Below are 24,666 nucleotides of genomic sequence, written 5' to 3' on the forward strand. Positions count from 1 at the left end.
GGTGGCGGGACCGGACGCCGCGGCGCCCGGCCCCTCCCCGTGTCAGGGCGATGCGCCTTACATGGAGGCCTTGTCGATGGCTTCCATCATGGCGTTCAGCATGTCGACGCCTTCGGCCCCGAGGTTCTCCTCGATCAGCTTGCGCACGGCAGGCTGGGCGGCGGCGGCGAACTTCTTCTGCTCGGCCGGCGTCACCACGTTGACTTCCATCTTCTGGGCCAGCTTGGGCAGGCCGCGCTCGGAAGCCTCGATGACGCGGGAGACGCCGCGGCCGGCTTCGGTCGCGACCTCGGAGGCCCACATCACGATTTCCTGGTGCTCGGGGCTCAGGCTGTTGAAGAAGTCCTCGTTCATGGTCCAGATGTAGGGGGTGATCACGTGATTGGTGATCGAGAGGTACTTCTGGACCTCGTCGAACTTGGCGAAGGCGATGATCGGAATGGGATTCATCTGGCCGTGCGCCACGCCGGTCTGCAGCGAGGTGTAGACCTCGGCCCAGGGCAGCGGGGTCGCCTGGGCGCCTAGGGAGTCGACCATGGCCTTGTGGGTCGGCAGGGTCATGGTGCGGATCTTCAGGCCCTTCATGTCCTCCACCGTCTCGATGGGATGCTCGGAGTTGGAGAAGGCGAAGAATCCACCGGAGTCGATCATGCCCAGCACCTTCAGGCCGGTCTTGGCCTCCAGGTCGCCGGTGAACTTCTTGCCGAAGTCGCTGCGCTGGTCGATGACGCGGCTGGCCACGGCGATGTTCGGGAAGGCGAAGGGAATGTCGAAGACGCCGACCAGCGGGTAGTGCTGGGCGATACCGCCGGCCGAGGAGATGGTCGACTCGACGATGCCGTCGCGCACCTGCTGGATGACCTCGTTGTCCTTGCCCAGCTGGCCGTTGGGATAGAGCTTCACCTCGATGTCGCCGCCGCTGGCCGATTCCACCAGCGACTTGAAGATGGCGGTCATGGCGCCGGAGTGGCTCTCGAAGGGATCGGCCGGGTTCAAGTGGCCGACTCGGATGGTCACCTCGGCGGCCAGCGCAGGACCGGCGAAGCTGGCGGCGACCAGGGCCGCCGCGGCCGTTGTCGTCAGTTTCTTCATAACTGTCATTTTTTGCCTCCTAGTTCAGTTTCTTGGGGGTTCCGGCCCCCTGGTTGACAGCGATAGCGGATACCTACAGGCCGAGCAGGCGCGGCACGGCCAGGGTCATGTCCTCCCAATAGGCGACCACGAAGAGCACCAGCACCTCGGCGACCAGGAAGGGCCACAGCGAGCGGGTGATGTTCTCGATCTTCTCCTTGGTCACCGAAGCCAGCACGAAGAGGCAGGCGCCCACCGGCGGCGTCATGAGGGAGATGTTCAGAGCCAGGATGATCATGATCCCGGCATGGACCGGATCCATGCCGATCTTCAGGGTCAGCGGCGCCAGCACCGGCGCCAGGATGATCAGCGTCGCGTTGATGTCCATGAAGAGACCGATGAACAGCAGCAGCGCGATGATCAATCCGATGATCACCCGCGGGTCGTCGGACAGCAGGAAGAAGCTCTCGGCGACCGCCTGGGGGATCTGGTTGAAGGTCATCCACCAGCCGAGGATCGAAGCCGAGGCGATGATGAGAAAGATCACCCCGGTGATGCGCACGGTGCGCACGCACATCTCGTAGAGGTCCTGGAAGGTCAGACGGCGGTAGACCAACCCGCCGACCACCAGGGCGTAGAACACGGCGATGGAAGCGGCCTCGGTCGGCGTGGCGATGCCGCCCAGGATGGAGCCGAGGATGAAGATCGGCAGCACCAGGGCCAGCAGTGACTTGCGGAAGGCGAAGACGATCTCGTGCAGCTTCGGCCCGCCCTCGGCCTTGGGCAGGTTGAGGCGCTTGCCCAGCAGCCCGATCACCCCCATGCAGATGGCGCAGATAAGCAGGCCCGGCACGATGCCGGCGGCGAAAAGCCCGGCGATGGAAACCCCCATGATGGAGCCGTAGATGACCATCAGGGTCGAGGGCGGGATGGTCGGGCCGATGATCGAGCCGGCCGCCGTCACCGCGCAGGCGAAGGGCTTGGTGTAGCCCTGCTTCACCATGGCCGGCACCAGGGTGTTGCCGAAGGCCGCCGCGTCGGCGGTGGCCGCGCCGGTGATCCCGGCGAACATCACCGAGGCCACCATGTTGGAGTGCGCCATGCCGCCGCGCATCCAGCCGACCAGCGCCGCGGCGAACTGCACCAGGCTGGTGGTGATGCCGGAGCGGTTCATGATCTCCCCGGCCAGGATGAAAAAGGGCATGGCCAGGAAGGGAAAGAGGTCGAGGCCGGCGAACATGCGGTCCGGCGCCATCATCAGGAAGCGCCCGCCGCCCATGTCGAAGATGCCGACCATGCCGGCGATGCCCAGGGCGAAGCCGACCGGCATGCCGAGGACGAGAAGACCGAAGAAAGCGACGGCGACCCAGATCATCGTGTCAAAGCTCCACCCGCTCGGCGGCGGTGATGCCGTCCTCGGAAAAGAAGTCGTGGATGGCGACCAGCATCAGCTGGACGCAGGCAAGGCCGGCGGCGAGCGGCACGCCGATGAAGGGGTAGGCCTTGGGCAGGCCGCCGATCATGGTGTAGCGGCTGAAGCCGCGCTCGACGAAGTCGAGGCCGTAGACGGCGATGACCGCGAAGAAGCCGAAGGCGATGATGTCGAAGGCGACGGCCAGCCACTTGCGCAGCCCCGGCGGGAACTGGTCGAAGACCACCAGCATGCCGATGTGCTCGCGGTGGCTGATGCCGCTGGAGACGGCCAGCAGGGCCGCCCAGATCATCAGGTAGCGGGCCAGTTCCTCGGTGAAGGTCCAGCTGACCGGCAGGATGTAGCGCACCAGGACGCCGAGCCAGACATCGAGGATGAGCAGCACCAGCAGCAGCACGCAGAAGCGCTCCACCAGCCAGTTCAGCCGGCGGCTCGCTCGTATGGCTTTTCGATCGAGATCCCGCAATGTTGTCGCCTCACCCAGAGTTCTTGTGCCCCGGGGTTTCCTGCCCTGCCTCTACTCTGAAATTCATTTTTTGGAATGTCAAGGAACCTGAAACTTGAGTTTCAACCCCCGGACGCCTAACCTGGGGACAATTCACCGGAGCCACAGGACCCGGACCCGAGAAAATGGCCGGCAAGAAAACCCGCCGCAGCCCGCCGAACGGCGCTGCCGCCGCGCGCAACGGCAAGCAGGCCGCCGTGCCCGACAGCCCCCACGGCGCCTCCGTCGAGAGCCGCATCCAGGCGAGCTATGGTGAACTGCCCGAGAGCGAGCGCCGCATCGCCGACCTGATCCTGGAATTTCCCGGCGAGATGGCCGCCTACTCCGCCACCGAGCTGGCCGAGCTCTCGGGCGGCTCCAAGGCCGCGGTGACACGGCTGGTGCAGCGCATCGGCTTTGCCAACTACGACGAAGCGCGCCGCGCCGCCCGCGATGCCCAGAGCTGGGGCTCGCCGCTCTACCTGATGCAGCGCGAAACGAAGAAATCCGGCTTCAGCGCGCGGGTGCGTGAGCACATCGAACAGGACCTGCAGAACATTTCCTTCACCCTGGAGGGGCTGCGCGCCGATGCCTTCAACGAGATGGTGGCGGCGATCTGCAAGGCGCGCCGCGTTTTCCTGCTCGGCTACCGCAACAGCCACTACCTGGCCGGCTACGCGCGCTGGCAGATCATCCAGGGGCGCGGCGACGTCTACCTGCTTCCCGCCGCCGGCGAGACCATCGCCGAGGAGATCGCCGACTTCTCCGCCGAGGACCTGCTGATCGTCATCGGCTTCCGCCGCCGCCTGCCCCAGGTGCCCCAGGCCATGGCCGCCGCCGCCGCCGCGGGCACGCGCATCCTCTACATCACCGACCGCGCCGCCAAGCCGTCACCCCACGCCACCTGGACCATCCCCTGCGGCGTGCGCGGCATGGACTTCTTCGACCGCTACGCCGCGGCCATGTCGCTGCTGCACTTCCTCTGCGTAGCGGTGATGGAGAAGCTCGGCGCCGGCGGCCGCGGCCGCCTGCAGCACATCGAAAAGCTGCACGAAGACCTGCACGACTTCGATTGAGGACGTGGTGCTGCCGCTCAGGTGATCGACTGATAGGCGTACCAGTGGTCGTTGATGCGGCAATAGACATCGGCATAGCCTCTTTCCCGCGCAGTCTCCAGCCAGCCGAGCGCTCGCTCGTCGCAACTATCGAATACCTCGACGCCTTTCTCGACGACCTCCCCACGGACGAAATGCTCGAAGTAGACCAAGCCAACAACGCCGCCGCTGACCGCCAGACCGTAGGTTTCAATAATCACCTTGATCACGTCCGAGCCGTCTCTGAACAGAGTGGTGAGTATAACGATTTCGACAGGGACCGAACGCCGCAGCTTCTCCAGAAACGCGGTGTTTTCCGGCCTCGTGGCGGCCTCGTCGAATTCCGGAATGCGTCGCACCTCAGTGAATGAGCCGGGATAGTGTTTCCGGATGCCTTCGAAGACTTGCTGGTTCTCCCCGTAAAGCCGGGCAGCATCGAGGATGTCGCGCTGTTGAGAAAACAGACTCCACCCCCCGACAAGCGTCAGACATGCCGTGAGAATGACACCCCCGCCGACGCGTCTGAACCATTCCGCTCGCCGCATGACGGCTCCTTCGCAGCAGTTCGTAACCCTGCTTGCATATGGGTACCAGGTGTCGATTTTGAGGCAGGCGGAAAGGCTCGTTGCCGGTTTTTCGCCTCAATCAGCGAGGAAACGGCCGGGGCGGTGGTCCGTCATCGCGCCTGCCTCGTAGGTCGTCTCGCCGTTGACCAGCACCATGTCGATGCCGGCGGCGGGTTCCTCGGGATCGTCGTAGGTCGCGCGGTCCAGCACCGTCGCCGGGTCGAAGAGCACCAGGTCGGCGTGATAGCCCGGCTTCACCAGGCCGCGGTCTTTCAGGCCCAGCACCCCGGCGGTCTGCCCGGTCATCTTGGCGACCGCCTGCTCCAAAGAAAGATCGCCGCGCTCGCGCACGTAGTGGCCGAGCACCCGCGGGAAGGTGCCCCAGAGGCGCGGGTGCGGGCGCTTGTCGTGGGGCAGGCCGTCGGAGCCGACGAGGCTGGGCGGAAAGGTGAGGATGCGCCGCAGGTCGGCTTCGTCCATCTGGTGATAGATGCCGCCGCCGGGGCGCAGACGCTCCATGGCCGTGGCCTGGTCGCAACCCCACGCGGCGGCGATCTCCGCCACGTCGCGGCCCGCCATTTCCGGGTGACTGTCGGACCAAGACACCGTGACCTTGCTCGACTGCCTGGCGAAGGAGGCCAGCAGCACGGTGGAACTGGCGGTATAGGGATAGAGGTCGAGGTCGATGCTCAAGGTCTCGCGCGCCTCGGCGATCATCGCCAGGGTCGTCGCCGAGAGCCCGAAGTTGCCCTCCCCGCAGCACTTGTGGTGGGAGATCAGGGTGCGCACGCCGCTTTGCCGCGCGATGGAAATCGTCTCCGCCACCGAGGCGACCACGCCGTTGGCCTCGTCGCGCATGTGCGTGGTGAAGAGCCGCCCGGCGGCTGCCACGTCGCGCGCCAGGGCGACAACCTCCGAGGTCGGGGCGTAGCGCGAGGGCGGATAGGCAAGGCCGGTGGAAAGCCCCAGCGCCCCGGCCTCCAGCGCCTCGGCCAGGTCGGCGCGCATGGCGGCGATCTCAGACTCGCTTGCCGGGCGCTCCAGCTCGTCCATGGTCCGCGCGCGCAGGGTCATGTGGCCGACCAGGGCGGCGACGTTCACCGGCCCCGGCGCCTCTTCCACCCGGGCGCGGTAGTCGGCGAAGCGTGGAAAGGCGAAATCCCCCGGCTTGCCCAACAGGTTGATCGGCGGAATGACTTCCCCGTTTCCACGAACCGGGCTGGGCGCCAGGCTGACGCCGCAGTTGCCGACCACCACGGTGGTCACGCCCTGGCTCACCTTGGGGAGGCTCAGCTTTGCATCCAGGGCCGCGCGGTCGTCATGGGTGTGCACGTCGATGAAGCCCGGCGCCAGAACCCGCCCGGCGCCCTCGATCACCTCGTCGGCCTCGCCTTCGAGGGCCGGCTCGACGGCGGCGATGCGGTCCCCGGCCAGCGCGACGTCGGCGGTAAAACCCGCCGCGCCGCTGCCGTCGATGACGTTCACGTTCCTGAACAGCCTATCCCAGTGCGCGATGGTCCTTTACTCCCTCGATGCGGTCGGCCCGGAGGGAGATGATAGCCTTTTCGTGCGCGTCCGGGGAAAGGGGTATCCCTTTCTCCGCGTTAACGGATTTCTGCCAAAATTCTGCCATGGTCGGGGGGCAGATTGGGCGGGCCGCAAACATTATTGCTCCTACCACCCCGCGGGCCCCCAGGGCCGGCGCAGAACCGTTTTTTTCAGGAAGCCCTCAGCATGGGAAAGATCTTCGCCATCATCGGAGGCCTGCTGGTGACCGTGATCGTCGCGGGCATCGCCTTCACGATCCACGAGACCGGGGTGCGCGACGCCAAGAAGCACCCGGCGGTCTTCGACTTCGCGGCCAAGGACGTCGACACGGTCACCATCGAGGGGCCCGACGCCACGCAGCTCACCCTGCGGCGCAGCGGCGGCGGCTGGACCCTGACCGACCTGGACGACTTCCCGGCCGAGGCGCGCAAGGTGGACGACATGCTGGCCCGCCTGCTGCAGGTCGAGCGGCACCTGCCGGTCGCCTCGGACCCCCAGGCCCTGATCGGCTTCAAGCTGGCCGACGACGACTTCGAGCGCCGCCTCACCCTGTCCGGCGGCGGCAAAACCCTGGCGACGGTCTACATCGGCACGCCGGAGGGCCCGCGCCAGGTGCACCTGCGCCTGGCCGGCGAGGACACCGGCTATTCGGTGCACTTCGGCCTCTACGACGCCTCGGTCGACAACGACGACTGGTTCGACCGCGGCTTCCTGCAGGTCGCCAAGCAGGACATCGCCGCCATCCAGGTGAACGGCCTGCGCCTGGCGTCCGATGCCGCCGCGGCGGAGGGCTGGCGGCTCGACCCGGCCCCCGTCGACGGCGACGAGGCTCCGGCGCTGGACGCGAAGGCTGCCGACCGCCTGGCCGGCCTGCTCGCCGAGCTGCGCGTCGAGTCCTTCCGCGCCGACGAGGCCCAGCCGGACTACGCCCTCGACACGCCGCAGCTGACCCTCACCATGACCCGCCGGGACGGCAAGGCGGTCACCTATCTGCTGGGCCGCGGCGACCTGCAGAAGGACTTCTCCCTCAAGGTCTCGACCCGCCCGGAGCATTTCCGCCTCTCGGTCTACGCGGCCACCAAGCTCCTCCACGCCGCCGCCCGCGACGCCCTGCTGCCGCCTGCCGGCGACCATCACGCCGCCGCCAGGGTCACCGACAAGGCCGCGGTCAGCAGCCACAACTGATCTCCTCTTTCCTCGCTACGTGACTGTCGGGGTGTTGTCAGTTGCAATCCCCCGGCGATGGCCCGAGGCTGGCCGGCCCCAAGACTGCGGGGGCGGTCATCAGGAGAGGGAGAGCGGCGGTGGCGAAGGGCAGGATCTACAGCGGTATCGGCGGCTGGACTTTCGAGCCGTGGCGCGGCGTCTTCTACCCCAAGGGGCTGGTGCAGCGCCGCGAGCTGGAGTACGCCAGCCGCGCCCTCACCTCCATCGAGATCAACGGCACCTACTACTCCAGCTTCAAGGAGCCGAGCTGGATGAAGTGGCACGCCGAGACGCCGGAGGGTTTCGTCTTCTCGGTCAAGGCCTCGCGCTACTGCACCAACCGCAAGCAGCTTGCCGCCGCCGCGGAGTCCATCCAGCGCTTCCTCGGCCAGGGCCTGCACCTGCTGGGCGCGCGCCTCGGGCCGATCAATTGGCAGTTCATGGAGACCAAAAAGTTCGACGCCGAGGACATGGCCGACTTCTTCAAGCTGCTGCCCAAGGACATCGAGGGCCTGCCGCTGCGCCACGCCCTGGAGGTGCGCCACCCGAGCTTCCAGGACAAAGCCTTCTACGACCTGGCCCGCAAGCACAACGCCGCCATCGTCTATGCCGACCACGAGCGCTTCCCGCGCATCGACGAGCCGACCGCCGACTTCACCTACGCCCGCTTGATGCAGTCACGTGAGGAAGAGGAGGCCGGCTACGGCGCCAAGGACCTCGACGCCTGGGTGAAGCAGGCGAAGACCTGGGCCAAGAAGGGCGACGTCTACGCCTACTTCATCTCCGGCGCCAAGGTGAAGAACCCGGCGGCGGCCACGGCGTTCATCGAGCGGCTGGGCGGCAAGTAAGTCTCAGGAAAGAATGGTGCCCAGGGGCGGAACGCATAAATTGTGCCAAATCAATAGTTTATATATCTGCGGGGTTTGAAAACGCGTACAGCACATCAATATCTTAGCCTAGCCTGTGTTGTACCAGCCCCCCCCCGCGCGACGGGTGCCGTCTCGACCTTCGAGACGGCCTGCTGGGCACCAAGGGTCAATGCGGCCAGGGCAGCCGCCGACTGACAGAATTTCATGGCATGCACTCCCCCGCGATGATTTTCTCAACCGGAGCACATCCCAGAGTCGCCGTAAACGCATCTCATCACGTAAAAGGTCGCCACCGCACACCTTGATCCGGCGATCGGGTTAACCATATCTTTGATAGGGATTATCCAAGTAGGAAATCAAACGGATGAAGTATTCTCGTGAATGGCCCGGCTTCTGCCGGACTTGTGGAAAGTGGGGTTGCGCTGGCGCACTCGCTGGCAGTCTGGTGGCGGCTGGTTGGGCGTACGCGACGTGCAAGGGCGGCCGATGCGATGCGGGCGAGCTTGGCCGCATCCCGATGCCTCAGTTCACGGTGACGAGTACCAGTTCGGCTGCCCCCTCTGACTCGGTAACGATCCACAACAACGTGACCGACGAGGAGGTGGAATTCGTCGTGCTGAACGCGAAGACTTACCAGCACTACGACCTCGAGGCATTAGCTTCCGCCACGATGACGCCGCGCATCATCCGCAGCACTTAGAGGACACCAACGCCGCAGCAGTGATCCATGACGATCACTGCGTCGTCGTCCTGCATCTCACGCCTGCCGCCTGCATTGTTATCCGGAGGCCGGTTGTCCACTTTGGCTCACTTCGACCGGCTGCGCCGCTCGTGAAAGACGCAGTAGGCTGAGTGCTCATCCTTGGTCTCCATGGGGCACCGCCGTACGTGCTGGTCGCGTTTGACATCTATACCTCGTTTCCGCTTCCACCACCTCACTTTTGCGCCGTGCCTCAGCTTCGTGGACCTCAGCGGCTTCAAGTGCGGACTCCACTTCGCTTACCGTCAGCTGAAGATCCTGAGCCGCAAGCTGGATCGCGCCGAGTCGCTCAGACGCACTAGCGCCTGTCTCCATCAAGCCCTTCCAAGTCTTAGCCATCCGCAACGATCCCACCCCTGGAAGGCCTGCGGCCTGGTGATGCCGGCTGTGCAGGGGCGTCCTCGATCTCGCTGCGCTCGTGCGGGGCCGCCGGGAACCCCGCTCCGCCGATCGCCGCTTCCCGCCGCGCAGGGCGCGGCTCCTGACAGGCTCCCTTTTCCTGAATCGCTAAGCTCTATCGATGGCGCGCGGCCGCTGGGGGAGGCCGCGCCGGTCTTTCGGTGCTGAATGGAAAGCGAGATTCCGACCCCCCTTCCCTCGCGAGGACAATCAGCCGGGCCGTGTCCTCGCCTGCGGCCGCGGGCCGCACCACCCTGGCAGTTTCCCCCTGCCCCTTTCCCTCCGCAGTTCGCCACGAGGCAGGGGTTGATGCGCGGCATCACCCCCCCCTTCGGGGATTGCACGGCAACGGAGGACAGCGATATGGCAGTCAGAGCCAGTTGAGCACCCTGCCAGTGGCCCCTACGCCTTCCTCTAGCGGGAAGAACGGGCCTAGCCGCAGGCATTGGGTTGTCCTCTCAGGGGCCAAGTTCGCGGGCAATCCCTTCTCCTTCAAGTGCCGAATCTGGTCCTGACCCAGCCGCACTGAAACCCTTCTGGCAGGTATTCTTCCGCCGCCCTACGGGCTTTGCATCGCGAAGCAACAAAACCGGCCGCCAGGGTGCTCCCTACGTCCGCTCCACCGGGTTCAATACGTCTGCGCCAGGCCCTCTCCGATCGGCATCGAAGGGATAGGCCCTTCGAACCAATGAGAGAGGACAACCTAATGCCAGCTATCAGGTACGTCACCCGCACAGACGAAGACTTCAAGGGTAACCTCAAAACTCTGAGCATTAAGGCGCCGATCGAGATCGCGTGCAACGCCAACAAGACGGCCGACAAGCAGCCCGATTACCTGATCTTCGTGGAGGGCGTTGAAGTCGGTGCCGCCTGGAACCGGGTCTCAAACACAAGCGGCAACGAGTACGTCTCGCTTCAACTCGCCACCCCGGAGTTCGGCCCGCGCAAGCTCTACGCCAACCTCGGCGTCGCCGCCGGCCAGGACGATCCGGACACCTTTGCGATCATCTGGAACCCGACGGACTAACCACCGCGGGGCCGCCCTTCGGGGCGGCCCCCACTTTCTTGCAGGCATACTGTCATGTACTGCGAATTTGGGTAGCGCTACTAACCAGCGGCCTGAATCAGGGGACTGAGTCACGGTCTTTCGCGCAGCGCGGTTGCGGAACAAGCTGACGCTGTTACTTCGCAATAGCTACTGGCATCATGTTGATTAATTGTGGATGAATTTTGGCAGCTTTCATCCTATGGTAGTTCGGCTAGACTGAGGCGGAGCGTTCTCTCAATGGGGGTCGATTGGGTCGAGTATTCCCGATCGGGAGAAAGCGACAATGATCAATTCATTTTCAGCTAGCAAGCTTGCAAGGGTAATCCACAGAGCACTTTTTGTGTCGCCCCGAGTGTTTCCGACGCTTGCGATACTTTTTTATTTCTGCGGCTGGCAATATGTGGGCGAGTATTTCTCTCAATTTGGGATTAGGTCATCTGATTTCGATCTAGATGAATACACATTCTTTCTATACACATTTAATGTCTTAATCGCTGTTCCGAGCTTGATCCCGTCACAACTGGCTTTGGTGGCAAGCGCCGTTGGAGTGCTGATTGTGGGGCTTTCCAGTCCATTGTGGATTAGTCTCCTGCCGCCAAAACTCCCGCGCCTGCTGCTGATCCGGTTGTTGGTGTGGACGGGGTTGATAGTTGTTCTCGTTCTGATCGGCCAAGCGGTGGGACGTAAGCACGCGAGCGCCGTGCTGGCTGGTGAAGCACGCCAGGTCAACGTCTTCTTCACTAAGGATGCCACAGCGCACTTCGTCGAAAACTTGAAGGAGGGTGGAGCTAATCAACGCTTTGAAGCGATACGAAGAGCATCAGAGTTAGGTGGACTAGCATTGATTTGGCGGAGTGATACCGAGTCTATTTTTTTGCAGTACGAAACGCAGGGAGATCTTCTTGGTGAACCGCGGGAGATTTTCCGTGTCAATAACAGACACATTTTTATGACTGTGAGCCGGCCCGAGAACTAAGGACTCAGACCATGGCATATGTTCGACGCATATCATGCTCGCTGCTCAGTCTCCTGGCTCTCGTGGGGACTTTGGCGCAGGAAGCAATAGCCGGAGACTGGGAGTTTGTAACAGATCAATATGGTCGAGCGCTGGGGCTTACTTGGGTGGGGCCGGCAAAGAAACAATCCGGCCAGCTAGCGCGTCATTTAGCTGAAGGTACTCTATTGTTTGTTCCGTGTGCGAAAGGTGATGTCCTCTATGGCGAGAATTTTATGCGGAGAGCGGATAACAACTGCCGCGGTGATTTCGCCTATTGGCCCGGGGATCTGATTGAGCTACTAGCCCCTGATCCAGGGCGCCGTATCACACTGCTAGGTCCACCTAGCGCCTGCGCTATCTGTACTGAGCAGGCTTTTGCTGAATTCGATCTGCCTGATCACGTAATCATCGATCAGGGCGCGATGGAAGGAGTGGTCCTCGCAGAGTGGAAAGGAATTACACTAGCCGATGAAGACCGGGTTGAGGTAGCAACAGCAAGTCAAACATTAGAGAATGTGCGCGCAGAAGGTTTCGTACAGTGCGGCGTCTCTGCCCAAGTTCCTGGGTTTTCGTTTACCGACGATGCTGGCAACTGGCAGGGCTTCGATCCGGCCGTCTGCCAGGCGGTAGCTGCGGCCGTGTTTGGTGATGCTTCCAAGGTGAAATACACCGCGGCTACCGGCAAAACTCGTTTCACGGCGCTGGCTTCCGGCGAAGTCGACATACTTGTGCGCGACACCACCTGGACCCTGAGCCGTGATGCCGAACTCGGCTTTAACTTCGTCGGTGTCAACTACTACGACGGCCAGGGCTTCATGGTCCCGAAGGCGCTTGGCGTGACCAGCGCAAGGCAGCTCGACGGCGCCTCGGTCTGCATCCAGACCGGCACCACGACTGAGCTGAACCTTGCGGAATACTTCCGGCTCAACAACATGAACTACGAGCCGGTGCCAATCGAGACCCACGAAGAAGCGCGCACCAACTACCTGGCTGGCCGCTGCGACGTCTACACCACGGACGCCTCCGACCTCGCGGCTTCCCGTGCGGCGTTCGACGATCCCGGTGCCCATATCATCTTGCCAGAGATCATTTCGAAGGAGCCGCTAGGCCCGCTCGTGCGTGAAGGCGACGATCCTTGGAGCGACATCGTTCGCTGGACGCTGAATGCAATGATCACTGCCGAGGAATACGGCGTGACCTCCGCGAACGTCGACGACATGGTTGCCAACAGCGACAATCCGGAAGTCCGGCGCCTATTGGGCGCCGAAGGCAACATAGGTGAGGCGCTAGGCCTCAACAGTACATGGGCCTACAACATTATCAAGCAGGTCGGCAACTATGGCGAGGTGTTCGATAGGTATATCGGAGCAAACTCGCCGATCGGACTGCAGCGCGGTATCAATGCGCAGTACAAGGATGGTGGCCTCATCTACTCACCGCCAATTCGGTAGTGATCACCTGCGCCACCCTGGCCCGAGCTGCCGAAAACGGTGCCGATGCCTCTGACCTCAACCACGTCCGGATCGAGGACGCAGACATCGCCGCGCTACGCTGCGAACTCAAGGCAGCACCGCAGACTGCCAGTTTCCTAGTCTGGCTCTGCAGCCGCGTCAAGCGAGAGCGCCCGACTGACCCAGCCTCGCTTCTGGTCAATAGTAGCTGGTGGCAACCGCAGCTAACTCCCCTCTGTTCTCGCACCGAAATCGGCTGCCTCTACGCGCTCAGCCTATAGCCCTCGTGGAGTTGTGCAGTCGTATAGGGTTGAGTTCCGTTTTCCTGCCTGATGATGGCATGCATCATGCGGACTGCGAGGTCCGCATTGGCTTCAAAGTCGATTGGTTCGTTGACGTCGATGTTTAGGTAGTTTGCTACGGCCTCGGCATACGTCTGCGTCAGATTGTTGTCGCTTGGCGGCGCCCAGCGGCTGATCATCTGGAGTGTCGTGCGAAGATTGTGCAGTCGCTGATAGTTACGCAGCACTCGCGCTAAAGCACGGAGGCCCCATTTTGGCTCGCTGAACACACAGAAAGTTGTTTCACGTTTCTGAACTATGTTCATATCATCTTCGTCGGCCAGACCCTTCCATTGAATTCCGTCGGCGCGCTTTATATTCCCCGGATTGTTGTTCCTAATTCCCCTCGGCATGCCAGGGGCCATATCGGCATTCTGGAAGCCATTATTGCCGGGCTCACTTGGCGCTCGCTCATCGGCCGCTGCGGGCTCCAACACGACATGCGCTTTCCCTGTTGTTTGGGTATCCCAAAATCGCGGAACCACCTTTCCAAAGGCATCATTCTCGAAAGCAACCCCTGCCTCAGCGTCAGATGGCTCGCGCGGGTAACGGGCCCAATGGACCATCTCATGCAGGACTTTAGCTATCAGGAATTGCTGGGCGTCTGCTTGCGAGTAAGCATCTTCGAACTTGGTGGCTACGAGGGAGTTTATTTCGATCAGATTGGGGTTGGTGTAGCGGAAGATTCCATCAAATCCGCCCAATTCCTTAAACCATAGGGATGGAAGTGATTGTCCGGGTTGTAGTGCGATTCTCGCTTTTGCCTCGCCCATCCAGCTGTGCACCAGAAAGGCATTCCACACTTTCTCATGGGACAACGGAAGACGAGGAAGTCCCTCTTCAATAAATTCACAAGTTTTTGGAAACTTTGACTTCCAGAGCTTTGCAATGTTGACCATAGCGGGCTCTCCCTTAGTGCAGCGCGGCACCCCATTCCTCCAGGAAAGGCAAAGCAAATCGACTACACCTAAAGCGCAACACTATAGCGTAGCTCTCCCTCAGAGATAGTAGTATTCTATTATAAAGGGAGTTAGTCCGTACGGAGGGGGGGATGCAGATTGTAGTACGACGCCGGACAAAGGCATTTCTTTTGGCTGGTCTTCTCACGACGGCGACGTCGTGCTCTTTTTGGGCTCCGACCGGTTCAGATATCACACCAGACAGTGTCGCCGAGAGCCTAACCGAGGGTGATTTGAAAGCTCAGTACTCGCTCGGCGAGGGCGCAGCATACGCGCATGAGTTGAGAGAGGCGTACCAAAGCAAGATCGACGAGCAGTTCCTACTTCGGAACCTTGCGGATCTTGCCTTCATCCCGATAGCTGGCCTTGCGACATTCTATGGAATATCTAGCGCTCACACTGATGTCGTACTGGGATTGGCCATAGCTGGCACCAGCACGTATCTCGCAGGACAGCGATTTGCGAATTCAACAGATCAATTGATCTATGCAAGTGGCATCTTGTCAATCAACTGCGTGCTAAGCAGCTTTGAAGGCCAAAGATATGCCTATCAATATCGTGACATTTTGATCGAATTGGTTGGCGGTCCGGCCATAGTGGACGGTGAGCCGGAGATCGTAGAAAGCAAGATACTTAACCAAATTGCTGAGCTTAAGGAAGCAATAGCAGGTCTTCCTGGAGAAAAACCTCAGTTGGTTTTGGACGCCGAAGCCCTAATTGAGACAGCGGAAACAGTCCGTAGTACTACGGGCAGGCAAGCGATCGGGCAGATTGATTCCGCCGGGGATCAGCTTGTCTTGGCTGTAAGCAACGTTAAGGCGCAAGTTGCCCAAGCCCTGATCAACAATGCGCTTGACGCAGGGCGATTTCGTGATGCGGTCCAGGCAGCATTCCGAAGTTCTATTCCCACAGTTCCGAAAGCAGCCGATCAACCCGCAGCGGCTGCTGCGCCTGGTGTTAAGCATGCTCTCAACGCCAGTCAAATCGAAAGTATCCAAATGAAGATGGCCGCATTGGAAGCGAGCATTCGCACAGTGCGAGAGATTGCGGAGTTTGTTAGCGCTCCCCCATCTGCAGAGTCACTAAAGAGGTGCGCGGTGGATGTTGATGCCCAAGGTCTGACCCTCGCAGTGAGCAGATCGGGTCCAATCGTAGTTTCACTTGAGGGAGGCGGCACCTCGCTTACAAAGGATGTGGTCGTTAGCTTCACGATTTCAGGGGGTCGCCAACCATACAAGGCAGCATGGTCCGGCATCCTCCCTGCGGATCTCCTTGAGGCGCCAGAGATTACAACCGGTGGCGTCCTTACTGCCCGACTGAAAACAGGACTTCCACAGGGCGCATATGAGTTAGAGATTTTGGACTCGTCACAGCGAACGTCCCCAATTGTCGTAAAGGTGCAAGTTGGCGCTCGCCCATCTACTGCGGAAACCGTGACGCCGGAGGCTGAGGCCCAGCCGGACAGAACTGAAGTGCGGAAAGTCCAGGAATTTCTCCGATCAACTGAATTCGGAGCGAACGTCACGGTAAAGGGGGAGATCGATGAGGCGACCTTCAACGCGATCAAGGAATATCTTGAAAAGGAGGAGGGAATCGTACCTGACGCAATTGCGTCAATGCCGGAGACGGAGCTCGCTCTCAAAATGATGGAGATAGTCAAAGAGCGAGTTAGTCAAGTTCAGCAGTTTATTTTGGATAGTGGCATATCCTCCGCCGACGACGATGAAAACGCCAATACTCCGGAAAAGCCGTTAGTTGTCGATGGGGATCTTGGAAAGATCACCAGAGCAGCAATTAGTAAGTACCTATCCGAAGAGGTCGGTTTGAGCGCGGCTGAAGTAGCTCAAATGGATGACGCGGAAAAGTTCGCTCGCATCCTGGAACTCGCGAAGGGAATGCCTCTGCCGCTCGGTCCGGCAGCGCCTCCCGCTCCGGCGGGAGACCCTAACTCTTCGGGCGGATGAGGATCGCAAGCAACAAGGAGAGGACGATGCGTCGGGCTTTACCTTTGGTCTGCTTGGGAGCCTTCCTATCCACTCCATTTATAGGATTTGCCGTTGGTAGCGGTCCGGCAGGAAGCAATGACGTATTGACGGATACGACGAGAGGAGTTTCGTGGATTGCTTCGATACTTGTTTTTCTTGGACTGGGGTTCTCTGTTGGTTTCTTAATGGAGAATAAGCTGCTGGGGCTAGCAATCGACTGGCGTAATCGCTACAGCCTCTCCCGGTTTCAGGTTCTGCTTTGGACGCTGTTAGCTATCCCTACCATTTATTGCGCCCTAATGCTTAATGCGCTGCGAGGTTGGAGTCTCGACGAGGCTGCGCACGTGGAGTTGTCTATTGACTGGACGCTGGTTGCATTGATGGGGATAAGCGTTGGAACCGTCCTTGCTGCTCCGCTTGCATTGAGCGTGAAGGCCGCTGCGGAGCCGACGCCCGCTCAGATTGACAACGCTGTCTACCGGGCATCCGTCCGAGAAAATGCTCCGCAAGGAGCCATCATGGCAACGGGCCAAGTGCTAACTCGCGATTCAGCCGAACGGGCGCTCTTGTCTGACCTCTTTAGGGGTGAGGAGACAGGAAATGCGGGAACGATCGATATCGCGAGAGTGCAGATGCTCGTGCTGACCTTGGTGGTGTGGTTGGTGTATTTCGTGCTGGTTGCTGCGGAGTTCTTTCACAGCACGGACGTCACAGGCATGCTCGCCGGCCTCCCTACCTTCAGTTCCTCGCTCCTGACACTTGTTCTTGTATCACACGGAGGGTATATCGCCGGTAAGGTAGTGCCAGGCGGAGATGCGCCGCGCGAGGGTACAAGTCGGGATCTGGCTCGAATCAACAAGGTCGAGATGAGTGCTCTGGCACTAGCAACAGAGATTGACGACTATATTCGTATAAAGGTGCGTCGCGAGGACATGCAGGCGTTGCCCCAACGGCTCGCTGAGCAGGTACGGCAGGTGGCCCTAGATTCACGAGCGCTCAATGACAAGATCGCTAGCGGGGTATCGGTTGGGGAGGCGCTCGCCCGCCTTGAGGGTCGGATTGACGCATTTGGAGCAGCATTCAGGAGTAGTCAGGCTCATATGGTTGCGAATGGCCAAGATATGCCGTCACCAGAGTTGATACTCGCCGTCAAGCAAGGTTTGCTAAAGGAGGGGTTTCTCCAGACGGCCGATCTCGTACCAAAATGGAGAACGGTAGATGAAGCGGCACTGGGAAGGTTCTTGGTTGAGCAGGGAGTGCCCAAAGAGGTAATTGGCGGAAGCTTGGTCGATCGCTTAGAAGCCGTCGAGGTGCTCATAAAGTAGAGCCAGCAACATCTGGCATACCCCAAGCGTTCTCAGTTCAATATTTGCAGATTGGAGGCTTCATGGACGTGAGCCAGAGTCATCATAGTTTGCGCTCGCGTCAGCGATTGGAAAGGGTCGGCTTATTCTGACAACACCCGGGCCCCTCTAGTGCGCGTGCAGGGGTTCTTGGAGAGACATGAAAAACGACCGCCCTCGGGCCTTGGTCAAGAGGCCGCGGTTCGTCGTTGAGAGGAAAGCCGGGTATGGCGAATTCGACCGATCAAATCGACCGCGCCGGTATGCACGCTGTTGCGCAGATCTTCACGAGACTGAAGTGGATTTTCCGTGAACAACCGACGAGCGACTACGGGATCGACGCTCAAGCCGAGAAGCTAAATCCGGATGGGCAAGCTGGTGGCAAGCTGATCGCATTGCAGATCAAGACCGGGGCATCATACTTTCGTAAGCGCGGTGATGAGTACGTCTTTTATGGTGAGGCGCGCCACCGGGAATATTGGACGAACCACTCTCTTCCGGTCTTTCTGATCCTCCACAATCCCGACACCGGGGTTACGCTTTGGCAGCGGATCGAGCGACATCTGATTGAGGATGGGAAGGATGGTCGTTGGGCAATTGGGATTCCTACCGACCAGACTTTAGACGAGAACCACGAGCGCTACATAGCGGCCGGTGTGGCATCCGATCTCCCCAGCTTGCGGCGCGCCCGCTTGGCGCTGGACCTGCCACTCATTATGCAGTTCGCGGGGCATTCCCGGTGCTATCTCCGAATAGAAGACTGGGTGAACAAGACCCTGAATTTTCGGGGTGCGGAGGTCGTGTTCAGCGATGACCCCGACGACGAAGCCGACCTGAGTATTGACGCTTGGATGCCCGCGTACACCATAGAGTACTATATGGCCGTTTTCTTTCCGTGGCTCGACTGGAGCTTGCACGAGTACATTGGCGAGGAAGAAGGATCTAACGAGGTCGCCGTTCACATTCTCGAAGTTGAACTGTCAGCAGTAGGTAAAGCAACCCTTCTGCTTGAGGATTTTTATAGATCGGAACTGCCTCCATTCACGCCGGCACTCGACGAGTCGTTTCACGAGGTCGAATGGGAAGCAGTGGACGCGGACGACATAGATTTCTAATGATTAGGTGACCGGAACTCCCCGGCTTTAAGGAAGTCATCTGCACTCATAGTGCGCCGGCATATCGCTTCCTTCCAGATGACGGCTACCCACCTCCCACCACTACCGTTTTAATCACTCGGCCAAAGTGTACGGTCACACCAGATAGGGTGCGGCCGCGGTCGCGGCCGCGCGGTTGTCTGTCTTCAAGGGGAAGGGAGATTCCGACCCCCCTTCCCTCGCAAGGACAATCAGCCGGGCCCCCGTGTCCTCGCCTGCGGCTGCGGGCCGCACCAACCCGGCAGATTCCCCTTGCCCCCTTCCCCTCCGCTGTTCGCCACGAGGCAGGGGTTGATGCGCGGCATCACCCCCCTTCGGGGATTGAACAACATCGGAGGACAGCGACATGGGGAAACTCACGAAGAACCAGACCCGCCGGCACGAGCAAGCCTGCGCCCTGCTGGAGAAAGACGAGCTAACCTTTGATGAGAAATGGTTCGTTCTGGAGAACTGGCACGAGGGCGCCAGCCATCTGAACACCGCCGCCGGGGCCTTCTTTACCCCCGTGGACCTCGCCTGCGACTTCAAGCTTGAGATTTGTGGCTCGAAGGTCATCGACCTCTGCGCCGGGATCGGCGTCTTGAGCTTCATGCACTACCACCGCCAGGCCCACGACCGGCGGCCCGAGATAACCTGCATCGACATCAACCCGGCCTATGTCGAGGTCGGCAAGAAGGTCCTCCCCGAGGCAACCTGGATCTGCGGCGACATCTTCGAGGTCTGCCGCACCCTGGGGGGCTTCGATGTGGCCATCGCCAATCCGCCCTTTGGGCGCGGCATCAAGGCACCGGCGGCGCCCCGTTACCGTGGCCCTGAGTTCGAATTCAAGATTATCGACCTGGCCTCCGACCTGGCGACCTTCGGCGCCTTCATCGTTCCCCAGAAGTCAGCGGGCTTCGTCTACTCCGGTGCTCCCTGCTACGAGCGCCGGGAGAGTGAGGAATACCGCCGCTTTGCCCGCCAAACAGGCGTTCACCTGGAGGCTGGTTGCGGCATCGACACGACGGTCCACCAGGACGGCTGGCGCGACGTCTCCCCCCGCTGCGAAGTTGTCTGCTGCGAGTTCCCCGACCGCGCGCCCGAGCAGGTCGCATCGTCAACGAACTTCCCCGCCCCGGGCGCCGAGCAAATGAGCCTCCTTTGAGGCTCACCCGGCACGACATCAACAGCAATGAAGCCTTGGCCGGATGCGGCTTAGGCCTCATTGCTGTTGGCTGCGTGGGCCCCCAATCACCGATACCGACGCTCACTCGCGGTGCCCGCTTGCTTTCAATTGCAATCAACCAAGCCTGCTAATCGGGGCAAACCGGACTAACGCGGCCGGCACGCTCACTTCTGCGAAGTGCCAGAAACGGCGCTTTGCATTCTAACTATTCAGCATGTGGCGGGCTACGTTAAGGTCGTTGTGAGCACACTGCGCAATTTACCTAGAACCGTTCGGTGCATTTTTCTTCTTTGGGTGTACTATCGTCTCAGGGTCTTTTGGTTCAACCCTCGCTGAGAGCGTGATCTCATGGCGATCGCATTTGATCCCCAGAAGGGGACATTCAGCCCAGACTATTCGGGTCTTTTTAGGCTAGCTAACGAACTTGGATTCATTCCAGACCCTCGGGAGCGTTTTCGGCGGACATTTAGTTTCATCCGCTCAAACAGGGGGTTCCTAGCTCAAGTTGGAGCGACTTACTACAAGAACCGAAATGTGGATCTGCTCGGCGGTGTTATTCCGCTCCTGGTAACTCCGAATTGGCTGATGGATCAGTTACAGCCTATAGAAGTTGAGCAAAACTATATGGAGATGGGTGAGTCAATTGATATTCCCATGACCTTTACTCCGAAAAAGTTGCCTATAAAAGGAACGTATCTTGAAAACATTGTTGAAGTTATCTATGAGGGAAATATTGACAAATCACCTTATAGAAATGCTCTTTGTTACCGATTAACGAGAACCTTTAAAGAGAATGGCGTTCAAAGATTTGAGTTCAGTACTTGTAAGTATTTTGACTACATCAATAGTTGCGAATATCTGATGTATGACTTTGCGCGCTCCCTGCTCCAAAAAACGAAAAAGGGCAATCGCGCGATGGGCACCCCAAACATTGAGGAACGGCATCTTCAGTTCGAGCGACCAGTAGACCCCTTTGACCTCTTGAACCGCAGCATGGTGCCTGGCACTAACACTCTCCTCGTTTTTCTAGATATCGATGATCCGATCATGTGGTTGCATTCTCGCGAGAATGCTTCCGCTATCGCCGAGGCTGTGAATACGGTTCACGTTGTGCCTGCAGGAACCTTCCAACCAGTCCACGTGGAAGATAGCTTTCACGAGCAAGATTTCTCTTTCTTTGCCAATGTCATGCGGGAGTTCGGCGAGGAACTATATGGCGACGAAGAAGTCATCGACCCATATCGCGTTAAACACAACATTTTCGAAAGAGACTCAATTCGACCGTATTTTCGGCTATGTTCGCGCGGGCTTGGGAAGTTGTTTTACGCAGGTATGGGATTGGATTGCCTAACGCTGAAGCCCGAAATTCTTACAATCATGGTGTTCGTAAGAAAGGATTTCGAGGACATATTCGGCCCGGTTGCATTCGATGCGCACAATGATGAAGGTGTTCCATTCTCCGTCCCTTTTACGAAAGACATGATCCATCAGCGCTTCAGTGACCCTAAAACGTTGCCGGCTGGAGCGGGTTGTTTGTACCAGGCTTACCAGCACTTCGACGAGATCCAGGCCGCTGTGCCATTGCAGGGAAAGACTTAGGTGATTTCCATCTTGAGCACCAAGGTTATGGGCCAGCTGAAAATAGCGGTGTTACGTTCGGTCTTGCGTCACTCGTCTCTAACAACTCATCCCGAAGCCGCCGGCAAAGGCGGGACACAATGAACTCCGGCGAACTTAGGCCTGTCTTCGATGATCTCGGAGACCTGCTGATAGGACTGGGCAAGCGTGTCCGCCATCAGCTTCTTGGTCCCCGAGACATTGAGACCGATAGCCTAGTCGTCGGGCATCAAGCAGGCGATACGATCTATGCACTAGACCGGGAGGTGGAAAGAACAATTATTGCTGTTGTTGAGAATTGGCCAGATGCAATTCGCCCAGTTCTCATCGTCGCTGAGGGACTTGGAAGTGATGGTCAATTCATGTCAGGCGATCCCAATCAGCCGTTGCGTTACCGACTACTCATCGATCCGATTGATGGCACTCGGAACCTTATGTATGACAAGCGGTCTGCTTGGTTCCTGGCCGCCATAGCTCCTGACAACGGTGAAGACACTTTTCTCTCGGCTAGCGTAGCATCAGTGATTGTTGAGTTGCCGCCCTCTAAGCAACTATGGGCAGACGATTTCCTATTCGTAAAGGGTCGTCCCATCGTCTGTAACAGAACTCGAATCGACACTGAGCAGTCATCTGAGCTGGTCGTTCGACCGAGTAGGGCAGCGGATCTACTCAATGGATTCGGCCAAGTTGCGAACTTCTTTCCCGGAACTAAGGTGCTGGCAGCTGAGCTTATGGAAATGATCGTGCAATCGACGCTTGGCCAAGGTCAGACTGGGCAAGCAACAGTGTTCGACGATCAATATATTTCTACCGGCGGACAGTTCGTTGAGCTAATGCTTGGCCACGACAGGTTTTGTTGTGACCTGCGACCGCTCTTCTACGACATCTTGGAGAGGCGGAATGGCACCAAAATCCCTCGGGGTCTTGAGTGCCATCCTTACGACATCGCCGGATTTCCGGTCGCGGAGAGCGCCGGCGTAATCCTCACGGATGGGTTTGGCCGACAACTCGATGCACCTTTTGACACAACTCATCCAGTTCACTGGTGCGGATACGCCAACGAGGAACTGCGAGTGCTTATCGAGCCTGTGATCCAAGAGTGGCTGCGCCGAAACCTCGGTGACTAAGTGTGAGAAGCGTCGCCTTAGGTTCTTGGCCGTGTGGAAACTCCCTCCGCGAGGCCACGTAGGCGCGGGCGGATCAAGAATTTGCCGCTCGGCGCATCAACTCGCCAATTCGGTCTCCACCGAGGCTGTAAGGAGCTCAGTTGGGCCCGTTAGCGGGATCTGACAGGGTGGCCGCGGTTGGATGCGCCCGGATAGGGCCGATCAGGCCCTCATTGCCGCCATCAGCGGGCCCGAATCCAGGATGTTGATGGCCCGGGTGAGATTGTAGGCGAGCACGTGCAGCGACATCTCTGTGGCGACGTTGGGTAGCCTCTTCATCAGGAAGTGCGTCGCCCCCATGCGGGCCTTGATGGTGCCGAACGGGTGCTCGACCGTCTCCCGGCGCTGGCGCATGGCCTGTGGGTTCTCGTCCAGCCGCCGCTGGACGGCCTCCAGAACATGCTCGTTCTCCCAGCGGGTGATGCGTCGTTGAACACCTGTGGTGCAGCGATGCTTGATCGCGCAAGCTCGGCAGGCGGTGGTCCAGTAGCGCCGCAGCGTCAGTCCTTTTTCCTGGTTCGTGAAGTAGTACCTGAGGCGCTCTCCGGCCGGGCAGATGTAGACATCTTCATCCGCCAGGTAGCGAAAGTCGGCTTTGACGAAATGACCCTTGGCTTTGCTGCCGGATGTCATCGGCTTCGGCAGGGTGACCGTGATGCCGGCCTTCTCGCAGGCCAGGATCTCCTCGCCGCTGAAGTAGCCGCGGTCGGCCACGACATCCAGCTTGTCGACTTCGAGCCTGGCCATTGCCTTACGGGCCATCGCAAAGAGCTGGGATCGATCATTGCCGACGTTCGTGACCTCATGGGCCACGATCAGATGATGCTCTGTGTCAACGGCTGCTTGCACGTTATAGCCCACCGTGCCGCTACCACGCCCGGATGTCGCCATCGAACGGGCATCGGGGTCGGTCAATGAGATCTGCTGGTCCGGTCTTTCCCGCCTCGCGGCGTCAAGCGCTTCCAGGCGCCCCATCTCTTCCTTGAGTTTCGCGATTTTCTCCTTCAGACGCGTGGTCCTCATTGTCTGGGCAAGGGACGGCTCCTGCCGGTCGCTGCTGTCGAGCTGGTGCAGATAGCGCGCGACGCTCTCCTCGATCTGCGCCATCCGTCGCTTCATCTTGGCTGCCGTGAAGTTGCGGTCCCGGTTGTTCACCGCTTTGAACTTGCTGCCGTCGATCGCCACGCTCGCCTCGGCCAAGAGGCCGAGCCGGCGGCAGAGTTCGACGAACCGAGCACAGACCTGGCGGATGGCCGGATCGTTGTCCTTGCGGAAGTCGGCGATCGTCTTGTGGTCGGGAGCCAGCCGACCGGTCAGCCACATGACCTCCAAGTTGCGCCCGGCCTCGCGCTCGAGCCGGCGGCTCGACTGCACCCGGTTCAGATAGCCATAGACGTAGAGCTTCAGCAGGACCGCCGGATGATAAGAGGGCCGGCCCGTCTCCTTGGGTTCGATCCTGCTGAACCCCAGTTCGCCCAGATCCAGCTCATCGACAAATACGTCGATCACCCGGGCTGGATTCTCCTCATCGACCCAGTCCTCCAGACAGTCCGGAAATAACGTCGACTGGCTGCGATCCAACCCTTCAACAAAGCGCCGCATCCGATCCTCCCCCCGATGCATGCGAGAGAATCGTACCACGCACCGCGTTCTTACACAGCCAGGATCAAAAGCTGAACTTTACATGGCTCCTATCGAAGTCGGTTAGGAGCACCAGAGGCGACATTCGCTGCAGCATGGTTCCTTCTCGCCCCGAGGACTCAAGCCCAATGTCTGAAGGTAGGCACTGGACCCTCGCGGCCGATAAGAGGCGGGAGAGCTGAAGGCCGTCGCAAGGCTGCCGGGCCGCGAGCCGCGGGACCTTCAAGGCCGGGAAGGAAATGGTGCGCCGGGTAGCGATGCCACCCTCCTCAGGAACCTGATGCTCGGTACCGTTCCTGGCTTCTCTGCTGGTTGACCGGACCAAACGGCCTCTCTCTGGCCTGATCTGGCCGAAGGACGGCTGCGCCTC

20 protein-coding genes are annotated in these 24,666 nt (G+C 60.0%); 13 read left to right on the forward strand and 7 right to left on the reverse strand.

Annotated features, from left to right (window positions below):
• Positions 1-57 precede the first annotated feature (57 nt).
• The 3 genes from H7X47_RS09865 to H7X47_RS09875 all read right to left on the reverse strand — a co-directional run bounded on the left by H7X47_RS09865 (position 58) and on the right by H7X47_RS09875 (position 2,969).
• A complete protein-coding gene (locus H7X47_RS09865) occupies positions 58-1,101 on the reverse strand; it encodes a TRAP transporter substrate-binding protein (protein ID WP_227010342.1) in 1,044 nt (347 codons plus the stop codon).
• A gap of 64 nt (positions 1,102-1,165) precedes the next feature.
• On the reverse strand, positions 1,166-2,446 hold the full coding sequence (locus tag H7X47_RS09870) for a TRAP transporter large permease (protein WP_193368486.1): 1,281 nt from the start codon (positions 2,444-2,446) through the stop codon (positions 1,166-1,168).
• A 4-nt stretch (positions 2,447-2,450) separates the two neighbouring features.
• Positions 2,451-2,969: a TRAP transporter small permease gene (locus H7X47_RS09875; protein WP_227010343.1), complete on the reverse strand. Its 519-nt coding sequence runs from the start codon at positions 2,967-2,969 to the stop codon at positions 2,451-2,453.
• A gap of 164 nt (positions 2,970-3,133) precedes the next feature.
• On the opposite strand from H7X47_RS09875, the gene H7X47_RS09880 reads away from it, so the two are divergent.
• Positions 3,134-4,063 (forward strand): MurR/RpiR family transcriptional regulator, encoded by a 930-nt coding sequence (locus H7X47_RS09880; protein ID WP_193368487.1) that lies wholly within the window; start codon positions 3,134-3,136, stop codon positions 4,061-4,063.
• A 17-nt stretch (positions 4,064-4,080) separates the two neighbouring features.
• Here the strand turns inward: H7X47_RS09880 and H7X47_RS09885 are convergent, their stop codons facing one another.
• Together H7X47_RS09885 and H7X47_RS09890 are read right to left on the reverse strand one after the other, a co-directional pair.
• On the reverse strand, positions 4,081-4,626 hold the full coding sequence (locus H7X47_RS09885; protein ID WP_193368488.1) for a hypothetical protein: 546 nt from the start codon (positions 4,624-4,626) through the stop codon (positions 4,081-4,083).
• Positions 4,627-4,722: 96 nt separating this feature from the next.
• Positions 4,723-6,132: an N-acyl-D-amino-acid deacylase family protein gene (locus H7X47_RS09890; protein ID WP_319633573.1), complete on the reverse strand. Its 1,410-nt coding sequence runs from the start codon at positions 6,130-6,132 to the stop codon at positions 4,723-4,725.
• A 249-nt stretch (positions 6,133-6,381) separates the two neighbouring features.
• Here H7X47_RS09890 and H7X47_RS09895 point away from each other — a divergent pair, with 249 nt between their 5' ends.
• The 6 genes from H7X47_RS09895 to H7X47_RS09920 all read left to right on the forward strand — a co-directional run bounded on the left by H7X47_RS09895 (position 6,382) and on the right by H7X47_RS09920 (position 12,925).
• Complete coding sequence (locus tag H7X47_RS09895; RefSeq protein ID WP_193368489.1) at positions 6,382-7,380, forward strand: DUF4340 domain-containing protein; 999 nt, start codon at positions 6,382-6,384, stop codon at positions 7,378-7,380.
• A 119-nt stretch (positions 7,381-7,499) separates the two neighbouring features.
• Entirely contained in the window at positions 7,500-8,249 is a 750-nt protein-coding gene (locus H7X47_RS09900; protein ID WP_193368490.1) for a DUF72 domain-containing protein, read from the forward strand.
• 385 nt (positions 8,250-8,634) lie between these two features.
• Positions 8,635-8,970: a hypothetical protein gene (locus H7X47_RS09905; protein WP_193368491.1), complete on the forward strand. Its 336-nt coding sequence runs from the start codon at positions 8,635-8,637 to the stop codon at positions 8,968-8,970.
• 1,165 nt (positions 8,971-10,135) lie between these two features.
• The gene (locus tag H7X47_RS09910) at positions 10,136-10,456 is read left to right on the forward strand and encodes a DUF736 domain-containing protein (protein ID WP_193368492.1); all 321 of its coding nucleotides are present in this window, start codon (positions 10,136-10,138) and stop codon (positions 10,454-10,456) included.
• Positions 10,457-10,760: 304 nt separating this feature from the next.
• Entirely contained in the window at positions 10,761-11,453 is a 693-nt protein-coding gene (locus tag H7X47_RS09915) for a hypothetical protein (protein ID WP_193368493.1), read from the forward strand.
• Between the two features lie 11 nt (positions 11,454-11,464).
• Complete coding sequence (locus tag H7X47_RS09920) at positions 11,465-12,925, forward strand: amino acid ABC transporter substrate-binding protein (protein WP_319633574.1); 1,461 nt, start codon at positions 11,465-11,467, stop codon at positions 12,923-12,925.
• A gap of 262 nt (positions 12,926-13,187) precedes the next feature.
• On the opposite strand, the gene H7X47_RS09925 is transcribed toward H7X47_RS09920, so the two are convergent.
• Positions 13,188-14,165 (reverse strand): hypothetical protein, encoded by a 978-nt coding sequence (locus H7X47_RS09925; RefSeq protein WP_193368494.1) that lies wholly within the window; start codon positions 14,163-14,165, stop codon positions 13,188-13,190.
• Between the two features lie 152 nt (positions 14,166-14,317).
• On the opposite strand from H7X47_RS09925, the gene H7X47_RS09930 reads away from it, so the two are divergent.
• The 6 genes from H7X47_RS09930 to H7X47_RS09955 all read left to right on the forward strand — a co-directional run bounded on the left by H7X47_RS09930 (position 14,318) and on the right by H7X47_RS09955 (position 22,616).
• The gene (locus H7X47_RS09930; protein WP_193368495.1) at positions 14,318-16,189 is read left to right on the forward strand and encodes a hypothetical protein; all 1,872 of its coding nucleotides are present in this window, start codon (positions 14,318-14,320) and stop codon (positions 16,187-16,189) included.
• 125 nt (positions 16,190-16,314) lie between these two features.
• The gene (locus tag H7X47_RS09935; protein ID WP_193368496.1) at positions 16,315-17,535 is read left to right on the forward strand and encodes a hypothetical protein; all 1,221 of its coding nucleotides are present in this window, start codon (positions 16,315-16,317) and stop codon (positions 17,533-17,535) included.
• Between the two features lie 245 nt (positions 17,536-17,780).
• Positions 17,781-18,668 (forward strand): DUF4365 domain-containing protein, encoded by an 888-nt coding sequence (locus H7X47_RS09940; RefSeq protein WP_193368497.1) that lies wholly within the window; start codon positions 17,781-17,783, stop codon positions 18,666-18,668.
• A gap of 385 nt (positions 18,669-19,053) precedes the next feature.
• The gene (locus H7X47_RS09945) at positions 19,054-19,851 is read left to right on the forward strand and encodes a methyltransferase (RefSeq protein WP_193368498.1); all 798 of its coding nucleotides are present in this window, start codon (positions 19,054-19,056) and stop codon (positions 19,849-19,851) included.
• A gap of 369 nt (positions 19,852-20,220) precedes the next feature.
• The gene (locus H7X47_RS09950; RefSeq protein WP_193368499.1) at positions 20,221-21,471 is read left to right on the forward strand and encodes a hypothetical protein; all 1,251 of its coding nucleotides are present in this window, start codon (positions 20,221-20,223) and stop codon (positions 21,469-21,471) included.
• 119 nt (positions 21,472-21,590) lie between these two features.
• The gene (locus H7X47_RS09955) at positions 21,591-22,616 is read left to right on the forward strand and encodes an inositol monophosphatase (RefSeq protein WP_193368500.1); all 1,026 of its coding nucleotides are present in this window, start codon (positions 21,591-21,593) and stop codon (positions 22,614-22,616) included.
• 201 nt (positions 22,617-22,817) lie between these two features.
• Here the strand turns inward: H7X47_RS09955 and H7X47_RS09960 are convergent, their stop codons facing one another.
• Positions 22,818-24,257: an IS1182 family transposase gene (locus H7X47_RS09960; RefSeq protein WP_193368501.1), complete on the reverse strand. Its 1,440-nt coding sequence runs from the start codon at positions 24,255-24,257 to the stop codon at positions 22,818-22,820.
• Positions 24,258-24,666 lie beyond the last annotated feature (409 nt).

This window comes from Pelagibius marinus (genome assembly GCF_014925385.1).
Lineage (GTDB): Bacteria > Pseudomonadota > Alphaproteobacteria > Kiloniellales > Kiloniellaceae > Pelagibius > Pelagibius marinus.